The organism is Streptomyces sp. NPDC051921, assembly GCF_040680975.1.
GTDB lineage: Bacteria > Actinomycetota > Actinomycetes > Streptomycetales > Streptomycetaceae > Streptomyces.
In genome coordinates this window covers 66,419-86,126 of record NZ_JBFAXU010000007.1, presented here as the reverse complement: position 1 = coordinate 86,126, position 19,708 = coordinate 66,419, and the positions used below count along the sequence as shown (strand labels likewise).

General features: G+C 74.7%; 18 protein-coding genes. 9 read left to right on the top strand and 9 right to left on the bottom strand.

Annotated features, from left to right (window positions below; translation table 11 throughout):
- Positions 1 to 8: 8 nt before the first annotated feature.
- The 3 genes from AB0M16_RS11705 to AB0M16_RS11695 all read right to left on the bottom strand — a co-directional run bounded on the left by AB0M16_RS11705 (position 9) and on the right by AB0M16_RS11695 (position 3,234).
- Positions 9 to 1,274, bottom strand: a complete 1,266-nt coding sequence (locus tag AB0M16_RS11705; protein WP_365341474.1) for a histidine kinase — start codon at positions 1,272 to 1,274, stop codon at positions 9 to 11.
- Positions 1,271 to 2,275, bottom strand: a complete 1,005-nt coding sequence (locus tag AB0M16_RS11700; protein WP_365341472.1) for a hypothetical protein — start codon at positions 2,273 to 2,275, stop codon at positions 1,271 to 1,273. Before AB0M16_RS11700 ends, AB0M16_RS11705 begins: the two co-directional genes overlap by 4 nt.
- A gap of 188 nt (positions 2,276 to 2,463) precedes the next feature.
- Positions 2,464 to 3,234 (bottom strand): IclR family transcriptional regulator, encoded by a 771-nt coding sequence (locus AB0M16_RS11695; protein WP_365341470.1) that lies wholly within the window; start codon positions 3,232 to 3,234, stop codon positions 2,464 to 2,466.
- Positions 3,235 to 3,381: 147 nt separating this feature from the next.
- On the opposite strand from AB0M16_RS11695, the gene AB0M16_RS11690 reads away from it, so the two are divergent.
- Positions 3,382 to 4,875 (top strand): aldehyde dehydrogenase (NADP(+)), encoded by a 1,494-nt coding sequence (locus AB0M16_RS11690; RefSeq protein ID WP_365341468.1) that lies wholly within the window; start codon positions 3,382 to 3,384, stop codon positions 4,873 to 4,875.
- A gap of 40 nt (positions 4,876 to 4,915) precedes the next feature.
- Here the strand turns inward: AB0M16_RS11690 and AB0M16_RS11685 are convergent, their stop codons facing one another.
- Entirely contained in the window at positions 4,916 to 5,167 is a 252-nt protein-coding gene (locus AB0M16_RS11685) for a hypothetical protein (protein ID WP_365341466.1), read from the bottom strand.
- Here AB0M16_RS11685 and AB0M16_RS11680 point away from each other — a divergent pair.
- From AB0M16_RS11680 to AB0M16_RS11670, 3 genes are all read left to right on the top strand, one after another.
- Positions 5,166 to 5,663, top strand: coding sequence for a GNAT family N-acetyltransferase (locus tag AB0M16_RS11680; protein ID WP_365341464.1), 498 nt, complete (start codon positions 5,166 to 5,168; stop codon positions 5,661 to 5,663). The two genes, AB0M16_RS11685 and AB0M16_RS11680, sit on opposite strands and share 2 nt — an antisense overlap.
- Before the next feature lie 72 nt (positions 5,664 to 5,735).
- Positions 5,736 to 6,431, top strand: coding sequence for a DsbA family oxidoreductase (locus tag AB0M16_RS11675; protein ID WP_365341462.1), 696 nt, complete (start codon positions 5,736 to 5,738; stop codon positions 6,429 to 6,431).
- Between the two features lie 153 nt (positions 6,432 to 6,584).
- Positions 6,585 to 7,640 carry an aminotransferase class V-fold PLP-dependent enzyme gene (locus AB0M16_RS11670; protein WP_365341460.1) on the top strand — a complete coding sequence of 352 codons (1,056 nt, stop codon included), beginning with the start codon at positions 6,585 to 6,587 and terminating at the stop codon, positions 7,638 to 7,640.
- A gap of 69 nt (positions 7,641 to 7,709) precedes the next feature.
- Here AB0M16_RS11670 and AB0M16_RS11665 read toward each other — a convergent pair whose 3' ends face one another.
- Entirely contained in the window at positions 7,710 to 8,201 is a 492-nt protein-coding gene (locus tag AB0M16_RS11665; RefSeq protein ID WP_365341457.1) for a MarR family winged helix-turn-helix transcriptional regulator, read from the bottom strand.
- A 158-nt stretch (positions 8,202 to 8,359) separates the two neighbouring features.
- Between AB0M16_RS11665 and AB0M16_RS11660 the strand changes: the two genes are divergently transcribed.
- On the top strand, positions 8,360 to 9,427 hold the full coding sequence (locus tag AB0M16_RS11660; RefSeq protein WP_365341455.1) for an alkene reductase: 1,068 nt from the start codon (positions 8,360 to 8,362) through the stop codon (positions 9,425 to 9,427).
- Between the two features lie 24 nt (positions 9,428 to 9,451).
- On the opposite strand, the gene AB0M16_RS11655 is transcribed toward AB0M16_RS11660, so the two are convergent.
- Positions 9,452 to 10,549 (bottom strand): aminotransferase class V-fold PLP-dependent enzyme, encoded by a 1,098-nt coding sequence (locus AB0M16_RS11655; RefSeq protein ID WP_365341814.1) that lies wholly within the window; start codon positions 10,547 to 10,549, stop codon positions 9,452 to 9,454.
- 597 nt (positions 10,550 to 11,146) lie between these two features.
- On the opposite strand from AB0M16_RS11655, the gene AB0M16_RS11650 reads away from it, so the two are divergent.
- Together AB0M16_RS11650 and AB0M16_RS11645 are read left to right on the top strand one after the other, a co-directional pair.
- The gene (locus AB0M16_RS11650) at positions 11,147 to 11,989 is read left to right on the top strand and encodes a hypothetical protein (protein WP_365341453.1); all 843 of its coding nucleotides are present in this window, start codon (positions 11,147 to 11,149) and stop codon (positions 11,987 to 11,989) included.
- Between the two features lie 76 nt (positions 11,990 to 12,065).
- Positions 12,066 to 13,160 (top strand): amidohydrolase family protein, encoded by a 1,095-nt coding sequence (locus tag AB0M16_RS11645; RefSeq protein WP_365341451.1) that lies wholly within the window; start codon positions 12,066 to 12,068, stop codon positions 13,158 to 13,160.
- 58 nt (positions 13,161 to 13,218) lie between these two features.
- Here the strand turns inward: AB0M16_RS11645 and AB0M16_RS11640 are convergent, their stop codons facing one another.
- Both AB0M16_RS11640 and AB0M16_RS11635 read right to left on the bottom strand, forming a co-directional pair.
- Entirely contained in the window at positions 13,219 to 13,782 is a 564-nt protein-coding gene (locus tag AB0M16_RS11640; RefSeq protein ID WP_365341449.1) for a GNAT family N-acetyltransferase, read from the bottom strand.
- Positions 13,769 to 15,919, bottom strand: a complete 2,151-nt coding sequence (locus AB0M16_RS11635) for a penicillin acylase family protein (RefSeq protein WP_365341447.1) — start codon at positions 15,917 to 15,919, stop codon at positions 13,769 to 13,771. Before AB0M16_RS11635 ends, AB0M16_RS11640 begins: the two co-directional genes overlap by 14 nt.
- 60 nt (positions 15,920 to 15,979) lie before the next feature.
- Between AB0M16_RS11635 and AB0M16_RS11630 the strand changes: the two genes are divergently transcribed.
- Both AB0M16_RS11630 and AB0M16_RS11625 read left to right on the top strand, forming a co-directional pair.
- Complete coding sequence (locus AB0M16_RS11630; RefSeq protein WP_365341812.1) at positions 15,980 to 16,744, top strand: siderophore-interacting protein; 765 nt, start codon at positions 15,980 to 15,982, stop codon at positions 16,742 to 16,744.
- A gap of 284 nt (positions 16,745 to 17,028) precedes the next feature.
- Positions 17,029 to 18,009: an SCO1860 family LAETG-anchored protein gene (locus tag AB0M16_RS11625; protein WP_365341445.1), complete on the top strand. Its 981-nt coding sequence runs from the start codon at positions 17,029 to 17,031 to the stop codon at positions 18,007 to 18,009.
- 97 nt (positions 18,010 to 18,106) lie between these two features.
- Here the strand turns inward: AB0M16_RS11625 and cobC are convergent, their stop codons facing one another.
- On the bottom strand, positions 18,107 to 19,675 hold the full coding sequence (cobC, locus tag AB0M16_RS11620) for an Rv2231c family pyridoxal phosphate-dependent protein CobC (protein ID WP_365341810.1): 1,569 nt from the start codon (positions 19,673 to 19,675) through the stop codon (positions 18,107 to 18,109).
- Between the last annotated feature and the right edge of the window lie 33 nt (positions 19,676 to 19,708).

Sequence of the window (19,708 nt, the reverse complement as noted above, 5' to 3'; positions counted from 1 at the left end):
GATCCTGATCACCGCGCACCCCCCACCGGCAGCCGCGCGGCGAGCCGCCACACGCCGTCCACCGGACCCGCCTGGGCCGTACCGCCGAGCAGCCGGGCCCGCTCGGCGACGCCGCGCAGACCGCGCCCGCCGTCCGGGCGGGTCACCGGCGCCGTGCCGGGCAGCGGATTCTCCATCGTGATCTCCAGTTCGTCCCCCGACAGCGCGATCCGCGCCGTCACCGTCTCGTCCCGCGCGTACCGCACGGCGTTGGTGAGCCCCTCCTGCACGATCCGGTAGGCCTCGCGCGACACCCGCTCCGGCAGCCCCGCCAGATCCCCGCGCACCGTGAGGGCCACCCGCGGTCCGGCGCCCCTCACCAGCGCGTCGAGCGCGTCCAGACCCGGCGCCCCGAACTGGCCGTCGTCCTCGCCGCTGCGCAACAGGCCGAGCACGGCGTCGAGTTCGCCGACCGTGCGGCGGGTGGTCAGCTCGATGGCGGTGAGCGCCTCCCGTACGAAGTCGAGGTCGGCACCCTCGTCCCGACGGGGGCTCGTGCCGAGGACCCGGCGGGCCGCGCCGGCCTGCAGGGTGACGGCGCTCAGCGCGTGCCCGACCGAGTCGTGCAGTTCGCGGGCGAGCCGGTTGCGCACGGCCAGCTCGGCGGCGCGCCGCTCGGCCGCGGCGATCCGGTCGGCCGGGCTGGGCCCGAGCAGCCGGGGCGCGGCCCCGGCGAGCAGCGCACCGGCCGCCGCCGCGGCGGCGGCGAGCCCGAGGAGCAGGAGGATCCCGAGCGGCAGCCCGGCCCACGCGAGCCACGGCCGGTCCAGGCCCCAGAAGCGGCCGACCTCGGAGGCCCGCAGCTCCGCCGAGAACGGCAGCGCCGCCACGGCGAGCGCGAACGGGGGCAGGGCCAGCGACGCCCCGCTGATCAGCGCGCCGACGCCGAGGTGCAGCGCGAACCAGCCGGCCGTACGGGCCTTCGCCCCGCGTCCCCGGGCCGGTCCGTCCGCGAAGCGCTCGGCCGGCACTGCGCACAGCGCCCGGGCCGCCGCCACCGACATCGGCCGGGTCAGCGGGAAGAGCGCCGTGATCGCGGCCAGCGGCAACCCGACGGCGTACGCGGCGAGCTGGGCGGTGAGGCTGCCCCCGAAGGTTGCCCCGCCGCTGGTGAACGGGCCGACGGCCACGGTGCCCACCAGCCAGTACGGCATGAACACGGCGCCGCCGAGGATGAGATGGAGCCAGCGCCGCCTGGCCCGCTGCCCGAACAGGACGCCGCCGAGCCGTCTCATGCGGTCCGGCTCCGCCGGCTCAGGACCACGGCCAGGCAGCCCGCCAGCAGGAATCCGATGATCATTTCGCCAGCGTAGGTGCTGACCATCGCCACCGTCGGCTCTTTTCCGCCATCGGTCTGCGGCATCGACGCGACCAGCGTCATGTACGCGCCCCAGCACCCGGCCGCACCGGAGGCCACCCACGCCGCACCCATCACGGCGCGCACGCGCAGACCCGCCGGGCGGCGCAGGGCGAGGGCGAGGCCGGCGAGGCAGGCGACGACGAGGAAGCAGGCGCGCATGGCGTCGACGACCGCCTTGTCGGCGTCGTAACCGTCGGCGTAGTCGGGGGCGAGACCCCAGGTCATGCCGCCGGCCCACAGCAGGTGCAGGGTGGCGGGCGCGAGGGCGAGCACCGCGGCCGCGACCGCGCAGGCGCGCAGGACGGGGCCGCTCGCGGTGGCGGGCAGCTCGCCGAGGCGTCCGGCCCAGACGTGACCCCAGCGGTCCCGGGCGTACAGGACGAAGAGGACGCCGAGGTTCAGACCCTGGACGATGAAGCCGCCGTAGACGACGGGGAACACCCACGTGTCGAGGAAGTCCGCCACGGGAGCGGCGGCGGGGCTGGTGTCGGACGTGGCGAAGAGGGACACGACGAGCTGGGCCGGGTAGCCCACCATGATCGGGGCGATGAGCCCGATCGCCGCCCACACCGGGAGCAGCAGCAGCCAGGCCCGTACGCGCAGGCCCCACGGCCGGGTGAGGAGCGTCGCGAGGAGGACGACGATCGCGTCGGCGATCACGGAGACGCCGTTGGCGACGATCATCATCGTCGGGTGGTCGAGCAGCACGCTCCCCTCGGGGATGCCCACCGTGCTGCCGGCCACCCAGGCGACCTTGAGGACGATGTAGGGCAGGCAGCCGAGCACGGCCAGGACGCGGAGGGTCTGGCGCAGCCGGCTCGCGGGAGCGGTGGGCGCGGCGGGGGCGCCGGCGGTGGGAAGGGTCGGTGTCGTCATGTCCCCCACCCTCGCGTCGGGCCCCGCCCCGGCACCTCCTGCGCGACGACGAACCGCCTCCGCCGCACGGGGGAGGCGGCTGCCGGACAGGACGAGGAGCTGTCTCGCGGAACCAGGGGGTTGCTTGCCGACCGCGCCGGGCTCGCGGCGTCCGGTGCCCCTGATCCGGCCCGGTCGAGGTGAACCCCCTACAGCCTGCGGGTCGCCAGGGTGAGCCGGTCGCGGGCGTCGAACAGGGCGTCCTTGATGAGCTGTTCGTGTCCCGGGGTCAGCCGGGCCACCGGCACCGAGCAGCTGATGGCGTCGCGCGCCGGGGTCCGGTACGGGATCGCGATGCCGAAGCAGCGCAGGCCCAGCGTGTTCTCCTCACGGTCGACCGCGTACCCCTGCTCGCGGACGACGTGCAGTTCCTCGATCAGCTGCTCGCGGTCGGTGACCGTGTGCTCGGTGAGCGCGGGCAGCGTCTCCGGGAGCAGCTTGCGGACCTGCTCGTCGCTGTGGGTGGCGAGCAGCGCCTTGCCGAGGGAGGTGGAGTGGGCGGGCAGCCGGCGTCCGACCCGGGTGAACGGGCGCAGGTAGTGCTGGGACTGGCGGGTCGCCAGGTAGACGACGTTGGTGCCGTCCAGCCGCGCCAGGTGGATGGTCTCGGTCGTGTCGTCGGAGAGCCGGTCGAGGGTGGGTCGGGCAGCGGCCACCACCTCGTCGCCGTCGATGTAGGAGGTGCCGACGAGGAGTGCCCGCACCCCGATGCCGTACCGGGTGCCGGTCGCGTCGGTCTCCACCCAGCCGAGCTCGACGAGGGTGCGAAGGAGCATGTAGAGGCTGGACTTGGGGTAGCCGACGGCCTCCTGGACGGCGGCGAGCGAGTGCATGCCGGGTCGTCCGGCGAAGTACTCCAGCAACTCCACGGTCCGCACCGCGGACTTGACCTGGGCCCCGCCCGCGTCGTTGGTCGCCATCGCCCTCGCCCCTCTCCGGGGGCCCCGGTCCGGAAGCCCCATGAAGCCTCTTGTGGAGACGGCTCGGCCGTCCCTAGAGTCCCGATGTCGGATTCACCTACAGGGACCGCGTTCAGAATAGCGAACAACGTGGACGAGGGGCGTGCCGTGGCAGCAGAACCAGTGTGGAGTGTGGACCCCCGGACGGGGAAGCCGCGGGAGCAGGTCGCGGTGGAGGCCACGGGTGAGGAGGTCGACCGGGCCGTACGGGCCGCGCACGCCGCCCGGGCCGCGCTCGCCGACCGCACCGCCCGCGCCGCGCTGCTGCGCACCGCGGCCGACCTCCTCGACGAGGCGCGCGACCACGTCGTCGAGGCCGCCGACGCCGAGACCGCGCTCGGACCGGTCCGGCTCACCGGCGAACTCGCCCGTACCACCGCCCAGTTGCGCTTCTTCGCCGGCATCGTCGACGAAGGTGACTTCCTCGACGTACGGATCTCCCGGGCCGACCCCACCACCACGCCGCCCACCCCCGACCTGCGACGCATGAAGATCCCCCTCGGGGTCGTCGCGGTCTACGCCGCGAGCAACTTCCCGCTCGCCTTCTCCGTCCCCGGCGGGGACACCGCGAGCGCGCTGGCCGCCGGCTGCCCCGTCGTCGTCAAGGCGCACCCCGACCACCCGGCCACCTCCGAACTCTGCGCGGCCCTGCTGCGCCGGGCCGCCGTCAAGGCGGGCCTCCCCGAGGACGTCGTCGCCCTCGTGCACGGCTTCGAGGCCGGGGTCGGGCTCGTCCGCCACCCGCTGGTCGCCGCCGCGGGCTTCACCGGCTCCGTACGCGGCGGCCGGGCGCTCTTCGACGCCGCCGCGGCCCGCCCCGTACCCATCCCCTTCCACGGCGAACTCGGGTCGCTCAACCCGGTGGTGATCACCGAGGCGGCGGCCGAGGAGCGGGCCGAGGAGATCGGTGCCGGGCTCGCCGCCTCCATGACCCTCGGACAGGGGCAGTTCTGCACGAAGCCCGGCCTCGTCCTCGCCCCGGCCGGGGACGCGGGCGACCGGTTCGTGACCGCCCTCACCGCCGCGGTGAGCGAGACGGAGCCCGGGGTGATGCTCGACCGGCGGATGCGCGGCGCCTTCCTCGACGGCGTACGCGAGCGGGCCGGACTGCCCGGCGTGACCGCGCCCGTCACGCCCGGAGCCGGGGGCGAGCACACCGTCAGCGCCGGTGTGCTCACCGTCGACGCGGCCCTGCTCACCGAAGGCGGGCACGAGCCGCTCCTGGAGGAGTGCTTCGGCCCGCTGACGGTCGTCGCCCGCTACGGCTCGCGCGAACAGCTCACCGCCGTCCTCGGCCCGCTGCCCGGCAACCTCACCGCCACCCTCCAGATGGCCGACGAGGACCCCGAGGCCGCCTCGCTGCTCGCCGAACTCACCCCGCTCGCCGGGCGCGTGCTCGTCAACGGCTGGCCGACCGGCGTGGCCGTGGCAGAGGCCCAGCACCACGGCGGCCCGTACCCGGCCACCACCTCGCCCTTCACGTCGGTCGGCGCGACCGCGATCGAGCGCTGGCTGCGGCCGGTGGCGTACCAGTCGACCCCGCAGCACCTGCTCCCGCCGGAACTCCGGGACGACGACCCGCAGGGCGTGCCCCGGCGCTGACCCCGCCCGGCATGGGCGGCGAGACACCGCTGGGCCGCCGCTACCAGGCCCTGTCGTCGAGCTCCCGTCGTCGCCCGAAGGGCAGGCGGAGGTTCGACGACGGGGCCTGGGAACGGCGGTGCGGCAGCCGCAGCGAGGCCGGCGTGGTGAGGGCGAGCGGACCTGCGCTGATCAGCAGTGCCGTCTTTGTGCCCGTGCCCGTGCCTGTCTCCGTGCCCGTGCCCGTCTCCGCGCCCGCGTCCGCGCCTCGGCCCGGAACCGTGGCCGTGACCTCCGCGTCCTGAGAGTTCATGATCGGATCACCGCTTCGCATCCACCCCGCGACCCCCGCCGACCTCGACGCCGTCGCCGACCTGCACGCCGAGGCCCGCGCCACGTACTACCGCGGCCACATCCCGGACGCCGACTTCGAGGGACCCGAGGAGCTCGCCCGCACGCGCGCGGGCTGGGCGGGGGCCATCGACGCCGGGCGGGTCCTGGGCGCGTGGGACGCGGACGGCGAGCTCGCGGGGATCGCCGCCTACGGAGTGCGCGACGGTGTCATGCACCTCACCCAGCTCCATGTGCGCCCGGCGCGCTGGCGCGGCGGCGTCGGCACCGCCCTGCACGAGGCCTGCGCGGAGGCCTGGCGCGCGGCGGGCGAGCGCACCGCCCGCCTGGAGGTGTTCGACCGGAACGAGCGTGCCCAGGCCTTCTACGCGGCCCGCGGTTGGACGCCCGACCCCGACACCCCGCGCGACGGGAACCACCTCGTGCTCCGCCTCACACTGGCGCCCGCGTCGGAATGATTCCGGCGGGTCGGGGCGTTCCCGCCACGGAACACCCCGCCCACCACCCCCGTCCAGGAGAGAAGCCACACCATGCGCGTCGAGATCTGGAGCGACATCGCCTGCCCCTGGTGCTACATCGGCAAGGCCCGCTTCGAGAAGGGGCTCGCGGCCTTCGCCCACCGCGACGACATCGAGGTCGTGCACCGCTCCTTCGAGCTCGACCCGAACCGCCCGAAGGGCGACACCGGCCCTGTGCTGCAGATGCTCGCCACGAAGTACGGGCGCACCCTCGACGAGGCCCGCGCCATGGAGGCCCACGTCGCCTCCAACGCCCACTCGGAGGGCCTGGACTACCGCACGGAGGGCCGTGACCACGGCAACACCTTCGACATCCACCGCCTGCTGCACCTGGCGAAGGACCACGGCCGGCAGAACGAGCTCCTGGACCTCGCCTACCGGGCCAACTTCGCCGAGGAGCGCTCGGTCTTCGACGCCGAAACCCTGGTGACCCTCGCCGTGGAGGCCGGTCTCGACGAGGCCGAGGTCCGTACGGTGCTCGCCGACGAGACCGCGTACGCCGACGCCGTGCGGGCCGACGAGCGCGAGGCGGCCGAACTGGGCGCCAACGGCGTGCCGTTCTTCGTCCTCGACCGCAAGTACGGCGTCTCCGGCGGTCAGCCCGCCGAGGTCTTCACCCAGGCCCTGGAGCAGGCGTGGGCCGGCCGTACCCTGCAGCCGGTCGGCGGTGACGCCGCCGCCTGCGACATCGACGGCGGCAACTGCTGAGCCGACCGGCCCACCGGGCGGCACGGACGGCCGGACCCTGACGGCCGGCCACGAAACGGCCGGCCACGAAGCGCCCGTATGCGGGGCGGACCGGGGGATTCCCCATGATCAATCACCGTTGACGGAAGATCGTGGGGAACCCAGGCTGGACCCATGGATTCCCTGGACCCCTTGGGCGGAGCCGAGTTCGCCCCGACGTCGACGTACCTGAACACCTCCGCCTGCGCGCTGCTGCCCCGCCGCACGATCGAGGCGGTCGTCCTCCTCGCCGAGGAGACCGCGGCCGGCCGGCCCGACGGGGCCGGCAGCTTCGACGTCGTCGACGAGGCCCGGGCCGCCTTCGCCCGCCTCGCCCACGTCACCCCCGACCGGGTCGCGGTCGGCAGCTCGGTCTCCGTCCACGTCGGCATGGTGGCGCAGTCCATGCCGGCCGGCGCGGAGATCCTCTTCCCGGAGGGCGACTTCTCCTCCGTCATCACGCCGTTCAGCCTCCGAGGCGACCTGAAGATCCGCTTCGTGCCGCTGGAGCGGCTCGCCGAATCCGTACGGCCCGGGACCGCGCTCGTGGCCTTCTCCGCCGTGCAGTCGGCCGACGGCCGGACCGCCGACCTCGCCGCGATCCGCGCCGCCGCGACCGCGCACGGCGCCCGCACCCTGCTCGACGCCACCCAGTCGGCGGGCTGGCTGCCGCTGCACGCGGGGGAGTGGGACTTCACCGTCTCCGGCGGATACAAGTACCTGCTCTGCCCGCGCGGCGCGTCCTTCCTGACGGTCACGGAGGAGGCCCAGGACGCGCTGCTGCCCATCCACGCCGGCTGGGTCACGGGCGAGGAGCTGTGGGTCAACAGCTACGGCCCGGTGCGTGAACTGGCCCGCTCGGCGCGGCGGTTCGACGAGCCTCCGGCCTTCCTGTCGTACCACGGCGCGGCCCGCTCGCTCGCGCTCCTGGAGGAGGTGGGCATCGAGCGCATCGAGGCCCACAACAAGGCCCTCGCCGCCCGCTTCCGGGCCGGTCTCACCGCGCTCGGCCACGCCCCGGTCGCGGACGACTCGACGGTGGTCGGCGTCCCGGGCCTCGGCGACCGCCGCGACGCGCTCCGCGAGGCGGGCGTCCTGCTCTCGGCCCGCGCCGGCAATCTGCGGGCCTCGTTCCACCTCTACAACTCCTCGGCGGACGTGGACCGGGCCCTGGAGGTCCTGGCGGGCTGATCCGCGGGGCGACCCCGGCTCACCGCCTCACGGGGCCTGCCCTTCGGGCGGTGCCGGGCTCGCGGCCGCTCAGCACCCGCCCGCCTCGCGGTAGAGGTTCTCCTCCAGGCGGGCGAGCAGCCGGGTCAGCTGCGTGCGCTCGTCGGCGTCGAGCCCGGCGAGCGTGCGCTCCTCCAGGGTCGCCCAGGCCGCCTCGACCCTGGCCCGGAGGGCCTCGCCCTCCTCCGTCGGCTCGACGAGGACGGCCCGCCGGTCGTCCGGGTCAGGGCGACGGCGGACATGACCGCACTGCTCCAGGCGCTGCAGCATTTTGGTGACCGTCGACGGGTCCAGCCCCAGTGACTGGATCAGTGCCGACTGGCGCACCGGCCCGCAGTCCCAGAGGGCCATCATCAGGAACTCCTGGCCCGGATAGAGCTCCGCCTCCTTGAGCAGGCGCGCCGCCGCGACCCGGTGCAGCCGGGCCACCCGGGACAGCGCGTGGCTGGCCGGTCCGCCGCGGGCCGCCGACGGGAGGCCCTCGGTGGCGGGGTAGGTACAGAAGGGTTCGGTTCCGGACATCGCGCGCTCCTCCAGGGTTCTGGGTTCCAGATTAACTTGGTCGGCCAAGAGATGGGTTACAGTGGGGCCCGTACGGAGATGGTTGGCCGACCATATATTTATGGTTGGCCGACCACATAAATACTTGGCCGACCATATATGCCCTTGGGAGGGCCGCCATGACCACCGCCTTCGACCCCATCGACCTCGCCGGCACGCGCCTCGCCAACCGCATCGCCATGGCCCCCATGACCCGCAGCCGGGCCGACGCCGAGCTCCGCGTCCCGACCCCGCTCACCGCCGAGTACTACGCGCAGCGCGCCTCCGCCGGACTGATCATCACCGAGGGCGTCCAGCCGACGGCCGTGGGCCAGGGCTACCCCAACACCCCCGGCCTGCACAGCGCCGAGCAGGTCGCCGCCTGGCGCGAGGTCACCGACGCCGTCCACGAGCGTGGTGGGAAGATCTTCGCCCAGCTCATGCACGCCGGCCGGATCAGCCACCCGGTGGTCCTCGGTGAGGGGCTGCACCCCGTCGGGCCGTCCGCCGTGACCCCGGCCGGACAGCTCTTCACCGGCACGGGGCTCACCGACTTCGTCGCCCCGCGCGAGCTCACCGCCGACGAGATCCGTGAGACCGTCGAGGGCTTCGCCACCGCCGCCCGCAACGCGGTCGAGGCCGGCTTCGACGGCGTCGAGATCCACGGCGCCAACGGCTACCTCGTCCACCAGTTCCTCGCCACCGGCTCCAACCACCGGACGGACGAGTGGGGCGGCCCGGTCGAGAACCGCATCCGCTTCGCCGTCGAGGTCGTCAGGGCCGTCGCCGACGCCATCGGCCCCGAGCGCACCGGCCTGCGCATCTCCCCGGCCAACGTCTACAACGACATCGCCGAGGCCGACACCGAGGAGCTCTACCCCGCCCTCGTCGAGGCGATCGACTCGATCGGCATCGCCTACCTGCACGTCATGGAGCCGGGGGTCGAGCTCCGCGAGCTGACCCACACCCTGCGCAAGCGGTTCTCCGGCACCCTCGTGCTCAACCCTGCCACCGACGGGCCGACCGGCCCCGAGGCGCTGGCCCTGATCGAGGACGGCACCGCGGACATCCTCGCCTACGGCGCCCTCTTCCTCGCCAACCCCGACCTGCCGGCCCGGCTGAAGGCCGAGGGCCCGTACAACACCCCGGACCCGGCCAGCTTCTTCGGCGGCGACCACCGCGGCTACACCGACTACCCGTCGCTGTAGCAGCCACCGGGGCGGTCGCGCGGGCTACCAGGCCTCCGTGACCGCCCGGCTCGCGCCCTCCAGGTCCACCGCCCGGCCGGTCTCCGCCAGCGCCGCGCCCAGCGCCGCCAGCGAGGAGCGCACCGCACCGGGGGCCGCGTCCACGCCGTAGTGGTTCACCCGGATCATCTCCTTGGCCAGCGCCCCGCCGCCCGCGATCAGCGGCAGCGACGGGTCCGCGGCCAGCGCCTTCGCCACCAGCTCCGAGGCGTCCACCCCGACCGGGGCGCGCAGCGTCGTCGCGACCGGCGCCGCGTCCCTCGCCTCGTACACGTACGGCTCCAGGCCGCCGCCCAGTGCCAGCGCACCCGCGCGGGTCGCCGCCGCGGCCGAGGCGTGCCGGGCCGTCAGCGCGTCCAGGCCCTCCGCCTCGATCCGCTCCAGGCAGGCCTCGAGGGCCAGCATCTCCAGCTGCGCCGGGGCGTGCAGGAGCGCCTTGCGGCCGCCGTCGATCCAGCGCTCCTTCCAGTCCAGGAGGGAGAGGTACGAGCGGCGCGGCGCGTCAGGGTTGGCGGCGAAGCGCTCCCACGCCCGCTCGCTCACGGACACCGCCGAGACGCCCGCCGGACCGCCCATCGCCTTCTGCGCGCCGATGATGCACATGTCGACGCCCCACGCGTCCGGCAGCACCGGCTCGGCGCCGATCGACGCCACCGCGTCCAGGTAGAACAGCGCGTCGTGCGCCCGCACCACCTCGCCGATCTCCGCGACCGGGTTGGTGTTGCCTGTGGCCGCCTCCGCGTGCACCAGGGAGACGAAATCGATCTCCGGGTGCTCCGCGAAGGCCCGCGCCACCTGATCGGCCGTCACTGCCGTGTGGAACGGCACCTCCAGGTCCACGACGGTGGCACCGCAGTCCCGCAGCCAGTTGCCGAAGGTCTGCCCGTACGGACCGGTCACCACGTTCAGCGCCGTCGACCCCGCCCGGGCACCGCTGCGGATGCAGCCCTCCAGCGGCAGCAGCGCCTCGCCCTGGGTGATCACCACGTCCTGCTGGGTCGCGAGGAGTGCGGCGACCCGGCGCTCGATCGACGCGAACTGCGCTGCGGTCAGCGGGGCCAGGTCCAGAAGCGGGTGTGTCACGGTCACGGCGGTGCCTTCTTCGGGTCGAATGCGTGTCGCATACATCGGGATCGAGCTCCCGCCAGCGTAAGCGCTGGGCCCACCGCCGGGCCGGACGGACGGGTGCGGCGGACCGCGCGCCTCCCGTGACGGCCGTGACGGCGCTGTACGGAACGTGTCACAGGGCTCGTACGGCCGGGTGCGGCCGCTTCCCCCGGGGCCGCGCCGGTGGGATGTTGCGGGCCGGAGCGGCCCCGCGGGGGCCCCGGGAGGAACGGGGTGGACACCATGGACCGGAGCACCGAGAGAACCGAGGGAGCAGGCAGAACCGGCAGAGTCGGCGGGACCGGAAGGACCGGCGGGACCGGGGGGACCGGCAGGACCGGCGGGACCGGGGGGACCGGCAGGACCGGCGCCGACGGCAGGGCGCGGCTGCGCCGGGCCGCGGTCGCCGCGGCGGCGTTGGCCGTCGCCGCGCCGCTGGCTCTCGGCGCCGCGGGAGCGGCGGATGCCACGGGGGCGACGGGAGCGATGGGGGCGACGGGGGCGACGGGAGCGGCGGGAGCGGCGGGAGCGGCGGGAGCCACGCGAACGGCGGGACCGGTGCGGCCGGTCGTCGTGCCCGATGTCGTGCGGGTGGCGGCGGACCGCCCCATCGTCTTCGCCCGTTACAGTGCGGCGGCGTCCATCGAGGACCTGTACGCGATCTCCCCGACCGGCGGTGCGCCCGTCAAGCTCACCCACACCCCGACCGTCAGCGACGTGATGCCCAGCTGGTCGCCGGACGGCAAGCGGGTGGCGTTCCTCCGCTACGGCGACGGCGGCGCGATCGACGGCATCTGGACGATGAAGAGCACGGGCGGCGACCTGAAGCCCGTGCCCGGCACCGAGGGCGCCTCCGACCCGGCCTGGTCCCCGGACGGCAAGCGGATCGCCTACTCCAAGCCGGTCGGCACCCAGCGCGAGCTGTACGTGGTCGACCTCGACGGCACCCCGTCCACCCGGCTCACCCACACCGCGGCGGACGAGTTCCACCCGACGTGGTCCCCGGGCGGGGGGTACCTCGCGTACAACCGCGCGGACGCCTCCGGGAACAGCCGCCTGATGCGGATCCGGCTGTCCACCCTGGCGCAGACGCCGATCACCCCGGCCGGTTCCCACGACTGGACGCCCGACTGGTCGCGCGGCAACCGGATCGCCTTCAGCAGGGTGGACGCCACCGGCTTCGCCCACCTCTACGTCGTCCGCCCCGACGGCTCGGGAGGGCACCGCATCACCTCGGCCCGCGCCAACGACAAGAACCCCTCCTGGTCGCCGGACGGCAGGCGGCTGGTCTTCACCCGGGGCGGCACGGACGACGCGGACCCCGAGCACCTGTTCCTGGTCCGGGCCGACGGCACCGCGCTCAGCCAGCTCACCAAGGCCGACTCGCACGACATCGAGGCCGACTGGCGCCCGTGAGGGGCCGGACGGTCGCACCCCGATCGTGACGAACACCGCCGCCCGGGTCCCGGGCGGCGACTCGTAGAGTGCGGGTATGAGCGATCACGTGGTGCTGCATGTGAAGGGGCGGGTGCTCGTCGGCCCGGAGGAGGTCCGGGACGAACTGTGGTGCGTCGACGGACGCGTCACGTTCGAGCGGCCCGCCGGCCCGGCCCGGGACGTCCTGACCGTCGAGGGCTGGGCGCTGCCCGGTCTCGTCGACGCCCACTGCCACGTCGGGCTCGACCGGCACGGCCCCGTCGACGAGGCCACCGCGGAGAAGCAGGCCCTCACCGACCGGGACGCCGGAACCCTGCTCATCCGCGACGCGGGATCGCCCTCCGACACCCGCTGGATCGACGAGCGCGAGGACCTGCCGAAGATCATCCGAGCGGGTCGGCACATCGCCCGCACGCGCCGCTACATCCGCAACTACGCCCACGAGATCGAGCCCGACGAGCTCGTCTGCTACGTCGGACGCGAGGCGCGGCGCGGCGACGGCTGGGTCAAGCTCGTCGGCGACTGGATCGACCGCGACCTCGGCGACCTGGCGCCGTCCTGGCCGCGCGCCGAGGTCGAGGCGGCCATCGCCGAGGCGCACCGGCTCGGCGCCCGGGTCACCGCGCACTGCTTCGCCGAGGACTCACTGCGGGACCTGGTCGAGGCGGGCATCGACTGCATCGAGCACGCGACGGGCCTCACCGAGGAGACCATTCCGCTGTTCGCCGAGCGCGGGGTCGCCATCGTGCCCACCCTGGTCAACATCGCGACCTTCCCGCACCTCGCGGACGGCGGCCAGGAGAAGTTCCCGCGCTGGTCGGCGCACATGCGCCGGCTCCACGAGCGCCGCTACGACACGGTCCGCGCCGCCTGGGACGCCGGCATCCCGGTCTTCGTCGGCACCGACGCGGGCGGCTCCCTCGCGCACGGCCTGGTCGCCGCCGAGGTCGAGGAGCTGACCAACGCGGGCATCCCCGCCCTGGACGCCCTCTCGGCCACCGCCTGGCGCGCCCGCGCCTGGCTGGGCCGCCCCGGCCTGGAGGAGGGCGCCCCGGCCGACCTCGTCGTCTACGGCGAGGACCCCCGCGCCGACGTGCGGGTCCTCGCGGCACCGCGGCGGGTGGTGGTGAACGGCCGGGTGCTCGGCTGAGTCCCCCGGCCCGCCCCCGCAGCGGGGCGGGCGCCCGTCAGGGCGTCCGCCGCCCCGTTCAGGCCCTGCTGTAGAAGGCCAGACGCGCCTTCTTCTCCGGGATGAAAACCTCCGGCAGGTCCACCTCCGGCAGCACGACCTCGGGGCCCAGCTCGAACCCGGCCCGCGCGAGCCGGGCGATCGCCTTCTCGTTGGCGGCGTCCGGCTCGCCCACGATCCGGGTGCGTCCCGTCAGCGCGAAGTCGATCAGGGCGGTGAGCACCCCCTCGGTGAAGCCCGCCTCGGGCGCGGCCGAGGGCGCGATGAACAGGTGCACGCCGATGTCGCCCGGCCGTACCTCGTAGCACTCGGAGACCCGGTCGGCCTCGGGGTCGTACGTCTGGAAGATGCCGATCGGCACGTCGTCCCGGTGCACCAGGAAGCCGTGGTGGGTGGTGAGCGAGTCGAGGTGCGCGTAGATCTCCCGCACCTGCTCGACGGTCGTGCCGTTCATGCCCCAGAAGCGGGCACGCTCCTCGTTCACCCAGCGGTGGATGAGGTCGGCGTGCCGCTCGGGGTCGATGCGGTCGACCCGTACGGTGCCGAAGCCCTCGACGGCCTGGACGTGCTCAGTTCTGCTCATGCTCTTCCTTCACGAGGTCGTTCCAGTCGGTGACGACGGGGGCGAGTTCGCCGCGCAGCCACAGGGGGAGCTGGTCGCGGTGGTGCGGGTCGCCGGGCACCCCGGAGGCGCCGAACGGCACGACCCACAGGCTCTGTTCGCGGTCCGCCAGGTCCCACACGTAGCGGGCGGCGGACGCGCGGGCGCTGCGGTCGGTGAAGCCGGGGACGCTGGACGTCGACAGGACGCAGTCGTGGTCGCCGCCGAGGCCCGGCCACCGGGAGTCGGCAGCGTCGTCCTCGTCCGGCAGGGCCTGCCAGGGCGCGAGCCGGTGCGTCACGCCCCATGCCGGCGGGGCGTCTGCGGCCCCGACCTCCGTCAGCGCCTCCCGCACGATCCGGCGTACGTCCCCGGCCGGCACGGGCCCGGCGACGAGCAGCGTCTCCAGGGCGAACGCGACCCGCGCGCCGAGCGCGAGCCAGGGCCGGAACAGCTCCGGGTACGGCTCCGGTTCGCGCAGCGCGGCGAACGCCTCGTGCGCGGCGAGCCGGCGGACGACCGCCCCGCGCACCGCGGCGTAGAGGCCGGCGTCCGCGCTGTCGGCCGACATCCGCCGGTCCCAGGCGAGCAGCGCGTCGCGCACGGCCCGGGCCCCGGCGGGCAGGCCGTCCTCGGGGACCTCCTCGACCGCCCGGAGCAGGCGGCGGGCGGACGGGTTGTCGGTGTCGGTGTGGACGGCGGCCGTGGCGGCCGGTGTCCAGGAGGCGGACGCGTCGAGCAGCGCGGCGATCCGCTCGGCCCGGTGCGGCGGGGCGAACTCGACGCCCAGCGGCGCGGCCAGCCCCCGCGCGTTGGCCATCACGGCGTACCCGTCGACGACGTCGGCCCGGGGGGCGGGCGCGGGCCCGGGCTCCCAGTCGTGCCCCGGCTCCCAGGCGGGCACGACCCGCAGGGAGTTGACCCGGTCGCGCACGGGCACCCAGCCGGCGACCCGGTGCAGCAGCCCCCCGTCGACATCGGCGGCCTGCACGACGTTCACCGGCTCGACCCACCGCTCCAGCGCCCGGTCCACGTCCGCCACGCTCCGCGTCGTGAGCAGCGCGGGCAGCACCGAGAACCCCAGCTCGCCGGTGACGCGGGGCGGGTGGCGCAGACTGACGGCCTCCCACTCGTGCTCCCCGGCCCCGCCGTCCGGGCCGCCGCCCGTCGCCGGGGTGCCGCCCTGCGCACCGATGATCACCGGGCCGCGCGCCGTCTCGATCACCTCGATGACGACCGGCTCCTCGGCGTCCTTCACGCGCACCGACTCCGTGTGCGCGGTGGCCGGCTCCCAGCCCGCCGGGCCCAGGGCCTCCACCCGGCCGTCGGACCGGCGGCGGAGGCGTTCGCGGTAGAGGTCCTGGTAATCGGCCATCGCGTTGGTGATGGCCCACGCGACCCGGCCGGTGTGGCCGAAGTGGGCGAGGCCGGGGACACCGGGGACGGCCAGGCCGAGGACGTCGTACTCGGGGCAGGCGAGGCGGATCTGCTGGTAGACGCCCGGCGCCTCGATGAAGCGGTGCGGGTCGCCGGCGACGAGCGGCGCGCCGCTCGCCGTACGGGCGCCGGAGACGACCCAGCCGTTGGAGCCCGCCGTGCCCGGGCCGTCCGTGGCGAAGAGCTCCGTCCACTCCTCGCCGAGCCGCCGCGCCACCTGCTCCCGCCACAGCTTGGTGGGGAACCCGGCGAAGAGGATGTGCGTGGACAGCCACACCGCGAGCGGCGTCCAGGGCTCCCAACGGCCGGGCTCCAGACCGGTGCGGGCGAACTCGGGCGCGCGGGCGGCGCCCGCCGCCAGGCCCTCGTTGACGCCGTCCACGTACGCCCGTACCCATGCCGCCGTGTCCGGATCCAGCCGGTCGTGACAGCGGCGCGCGGTGTCGGCCAGCCGGGCCTGGCGCACGAACGTGTCCCAGCCGGTCTCCGCCGCGCCGAGGAACTCCGCCGTCGTGCCCTGCGCCCGGTGCCGCTCGACCTCCAGCTGCCAGGCCCGGTCCCGGGCGGTCACCAGACCCTGGGCGCGGGCGAGTTCACGGGGATCGGCGGCGCGCAGATGCGGGACGCCCCAGGCGTCCCGGTGGACCTCGATGCTCACTGCGTACCGCCCCGATCGACTCATCGTTTCTTAGGTTAGGCTGACCTAAATTAATCTACAGGACCTCCGGGGGAGGGGATCGTGGTGGGTCGTACCGGTCACGGCTGGGAGGGCGTCGTCCTCAAGCTGTTCCGCGGCAAGGACTTCACGTTCACGGTGACGGGCGCGGAGCAGGTCACCGAGCACTACCGCCGGGTGCGGCTCACCGACGGCGGCCTGCTCGCCGCCGCGGGCGTGCACCCGACCATGTGGGTGCGGCTCTGGTTCGACGACGGGGGCAAGCCGCACCAGCGGGCGTACACCCTTGTCGACCCGGACCCCGGGACCGGCACCTTCGGTCTGGAGTTCGCGCTCCACGACGGCCCCGCGAGTGACTGGGCCCGCTCCTGCGCCCCCGGCGACACCGTCGAGGCCACCCTTCAGGGCACCGGTTTCACCGCGCCCGAGCCGGCGCCCGGCCGGCTCCTCCTGGTCGGCGACGCCGCCTCGCTGCCCGCGGTCAACTCCCTGCTCGAAGCCTTCCCCGGCACCCCCGCCACCCTCTGGTTCGAGACCGTCCACGACGATGCGGAGGAGCTGCCGCTGCGGCTGGCCCCCGGCCTCCACGAGGTGCGGCGCGTGCCCCGCGCGGACGCCGGTGCCGCCCTCGTCGCCCGGGTCAGGCAGGAGCTCCCCGGGCTCCTGGCGGGCACCGCCGACCCGTACGTCTGGATCGCCTGCGACACCGTCACCACCCGCACCCTCGCCGGGTACGTCCGCAAGGAGCTCGCCCTGCCCAAGGAGCGGGTGCACGCCCTCGGGTACTGGCGGCCCGCCCGTGAGGGCGCCGTGCAGCACGCGACGGGTTGACGATCCGTTACCCCCGCCCGGTGCACGTCGTTTCCCACCTTCACGGATGAGCGCCCTGGCTCCCGCGGACGCCGCTACGCACGGGGCGCGCGAGAACGTCTGTGCCGAAAGATTCGAAAATGCACGCGGAAACCACCCTTTGGAATGAACTCACGCCAGGTGTCTGCCAGTTCACCCACAGTGCGTAAAGATTCCGGTGTCTCAAGTCGCCGGTGCCGCAGTGACCCGCAGTCCCCGTGGTGAGCGGTCGGCGACGCCATGTCTCCTGTGGGGGTTCCACCGCCTTGAACAGCAACACCTTCCGCCTGCCCGCGCGCCGTACCGCCGCCGCGGCCGCCGTCGCCGCCCTCGCCGTCGGCCCCCTGGTCCTCGCGGCCCCGGCCGCCCACGCCACGGGCGGCACCGGCGGCAAGGGCGGCGAAGGCCACGCCACCGCCGTCGTCCTGCGCACCACCCTCGACGTCGACCTGCTCAACAAGACGGTGAACGTCCCGCTGCGCGCCTCCCTCAACGAGATCGAGGCCCCGGCCAGCGCCGAGAAGACCGCGCTCAGCGTGAAGGTGCAGGGGGCGGAGGGCGGGCAGCCCGTCGATGTCCTCAAGGCGGACGTCGCCACCTCTGAGGCGACCGTGGAGGGGAACACCGCCAAGGGCCACGTCAACCTCGCCAAGGCCCGCGTGCACGTCCCCGGACTCCCGCTGCTCTCCCTGGTCGAGCTGGAGAAGGTCACCTCCAAGGCCGTCTGCGAGGCCGGCAAGCAGCCGGTCGCCGAGTCCAACCTGCTCGGTCACGTCACGGTCCTCGGCAAGAAGACCACCCTCTCGACCGGCGGCCGGACCAAGGTGGCCGTACCCGGTGTCGGAGAGGTCGTCCTCGACCTCTCCCGTACCTCCACCACCTCCCGCACCGCGGCCGCCACCGCCCTCGAACTGTCGGTGGAGGTCAACCCGCTCAAGCTCAACGTCGCCGAGGTCAAGGGCAAGATCACTCTCGCCGAGGCGACCTGTGAGACCCCGGCCGGCGACCGGCCGACCGAGCAGCCCTCGCAGCAGCCCTCCGAGCAGCCGACGGAGCAGCCGACGGCCCGGCCCAGCCACGCCACCGGCGTGACCACGAACAACGGCGGCACCACCCCCACCGAGAACCTCGCCGCGACCGGCGGCAGCTCCATGACCCCGTACCTGGCCGGCGGCGCGATCGTGCTGCTCGGAGCGGGCGGCGGCGCCCTCGCCCTGGCCCGCGGCCGGGCCCGCGCCCGCGGCTGACCGGCCCGAGGGGACAGGGGGAGCAAGGGGGGCGAGGGGAACGGGCGAGGGGCGGTGCCGCACGGCACCGCCCCTCGCTCCGGCCGGACGACCCCGGTCAGCCCAGCGCCAACAGCGCCTGGTCCAAGGCCTGCAGGAAGCGGTTGGTCGTCACCCGGTCCCGCACCGCGAGCCGCAGCCAGTTCCGGTCGAGCCCCGGGAAGGTGTCCCCGCGCCGCGCCGCGAAGCCCAGCGACCTCAGCCGCTCCCGCACCGCGTCCGCGCCCTCGATGCGGACCAGCACGAACGGCGCCTCGGCCGCCGCCACCACCCGCACCTCGTCGAACTCCGCGAGCCCCGCGAGCAGGTGCGCCCGCTCCACCCCGATCCGGTGCGCCGCCTCCTCCGCCTCCATGAGCGCCAGCGGCGCCATGCAGGCCTCGGCCGCGACCAGCGCCGGCGTCGACACCGGCCACAGCGGCTGTACGCGCTCCAGCGCGGCGATCGTCTCCGGCTCGGCCAGCACGTAGCCGATCCGCAACCCCGCGAGACCCCAGGTCTTCGTCAGGCTGCGCAGCACCACCAGACCCGGCACGTCAGTCCGCGGGGCCAGCGACTCCCGCTCGCCCGGCACCGCGTCCATGAACGCCTCGTCGACGACCAGCCACCGCCCGGGCCGGGCGAGCGACGCGATCGCCGCCGCCGGGTGCAGCACGGACGTCGGGTTGGTCGGATTGCCGATCACCACCAGGTCCGCGTCCTCCGGCACCGCCGCAGGATCCAGCCGGAATCCGTCCTCCTCGCGCAGCAGCACCCGCTCCACCTGGTGCCCGGCGTCCCGCAGCGCGGCCTCCGGCTCGGTGAACTGCGGATGCACCACGACCGGCCGCCGCACCGGCAGCGCCCGCGCGAGCAGCACGAAGGCCTCCGCCGCACCCGCCGTGAGCAGCACCCGCCGGGCCGGCAGGTCGTGCCGTTCGGCCACCGCGGCCCGCGCCGCCCGGCCGTCCGGATAGGCCGCGAGACCCGTGAGCGAATCGGCGATCCGCTCCCGCAGCCACTCCGGCGGCGTGTTCGTCCGCACGTTGACCGCGAGGTCGATCAGCTTCTCGTCCCGAACCTCGGCATCGCCGTGGTGTCTGAGATCGTGCGCGTCAGCAGAAGTGTGGATGTCCATGGCCGCCGTCGTGTGGGGGGTGGGGATGGGGGTGGGGATGGGGGTGGGGATGGCGCGTGTGGGGGATGTCTGGGGCTCGCCAGCGATGTACCCGCGAGTATCGGGCAACAACCGTGCGCTTGTGGAGACTTCGTTCGGACGAAGTGGTGCGGAACGGGCAATGGCGCAGGTCACACTGCTGCTCTTCCGTTTCGGGACCAGCAGCGCCGCACCCGGCCCGGCCCCGCGCAGCGCCGCGGCCTCCGCCACCGACGCCGTGCCCGTCGCGGTCAGCACCCGCTCGGAGGGACGCGGCACGGCCACCGCCGCCAGCTCCTCGCTCGCGAACGCCCGCACCGGCACCCCGAGCCGCGCCGCCGCCCCGGCGATCCCCGGCTCCGCCGCCCGCGCGTCGAGCGTCGCGAGCGCCAGCACCTCCCCGCCGGTCAGCCCCGCCTCCCGCAGCACGGCCGCCACGAGATCGAGCACCTCGTCCGCCGTGACCCCCGACCGGGCCCCGACACCGACCACGACCGCCGGGCCGAGGTGCGCGGGGGAGCCGCC

Excerpts from the sequence above, each read along its gene's own strand:
- AB0M16_RS11695 (WP_365341470.1), bottom strand. The coding sequence starts at position 3,234 with ATGGCGACCAACGACGCGGGCGGGGCCCAGGTCAAGTCCGCGGTGCGG.
- AB0M16_RS11700 (WP_365341472.1), bottom strand. The coding sequence starts at position 2,275 with ATGACGACACCGACCCTTCCCACCGCCGGCGCCCCCGCCGCGCCCACC.
- AB0M16_RS11670 (WP_365341460.1), top strand. The coding sequence starts at position 6,585 with ATGGATTCCCTGGACCCCTTGGGCGGAGCCGAGTTCGCCCCGACGTCG.
- AB0M16_RS11640 (WP_365341449.1), bottom strand. The coding sequence starts at position 13,782 with ATGAGCAGAACTGAGCACGTCCAGGCCGTCGAGGGCTTCGGCACCGTA.
- AB0M16_RS11645 (WP_365341451.1), top strand. The coding sequence starts at position 12,066 with ATGAGCGATCACGTGGTGCTGCATGTGAAGGGGCGGGTGCTCGTCGGC.
- AB0M16_RS11665 (WP_365341457.1), bottom strand. The coding sequence starts at position 8,201 with ATGTCCGGAACCGAACCCTTCTGTACCTACCCCGCCACCGAGGGCCTC.
- AB0M16_RS11680 (WP_365341464.1), top strand. The coding sequence starts at position 5,166 with ATGATCGGATCACCGCTTCGCATCCACCCCGCGACCCCCGCCGACCTC.
- AB0M16_RS11685 (WP_365341466.1), bottom strand. The coding sequence starts at position 5,167 with ATGAACTCTCAGGACGCGGAGGTCACGGCCACGGTTCCGGGCCGAGGC.
- AB0M16_RS11660 (WP_365341455.1), top strand. The coding sequence starts at position 8,360 with ATGACCACCGCCTTCGACCCCATCGACCTCGCCGGCACGCGCCTCGCC.
- AB0M16_RS11635 (WP_365341447.1), bottom strand. The coding sequence starts at position 15,919 with ATGAGTCGATCGGGGCGGTACGCAGTGAGCATCGAGGTCCACCGGGAC.
- AB0M16_RS11705 (WP_365341474.1), bottom strand. The coding sequence starts at position 1,274 with ATGAGACGGCTCGGCGGCGTCCTGTTCGGGCAGCGGGCCAGGCGGCGC.
- AB0M16_RS11675 (WP_365341462.1), top strand. The coding sequence starts at position 5,736 with ATGCGCGTCGAGATCTGGAGCGACATCGCCTGCCCCTGGTGCTACATC.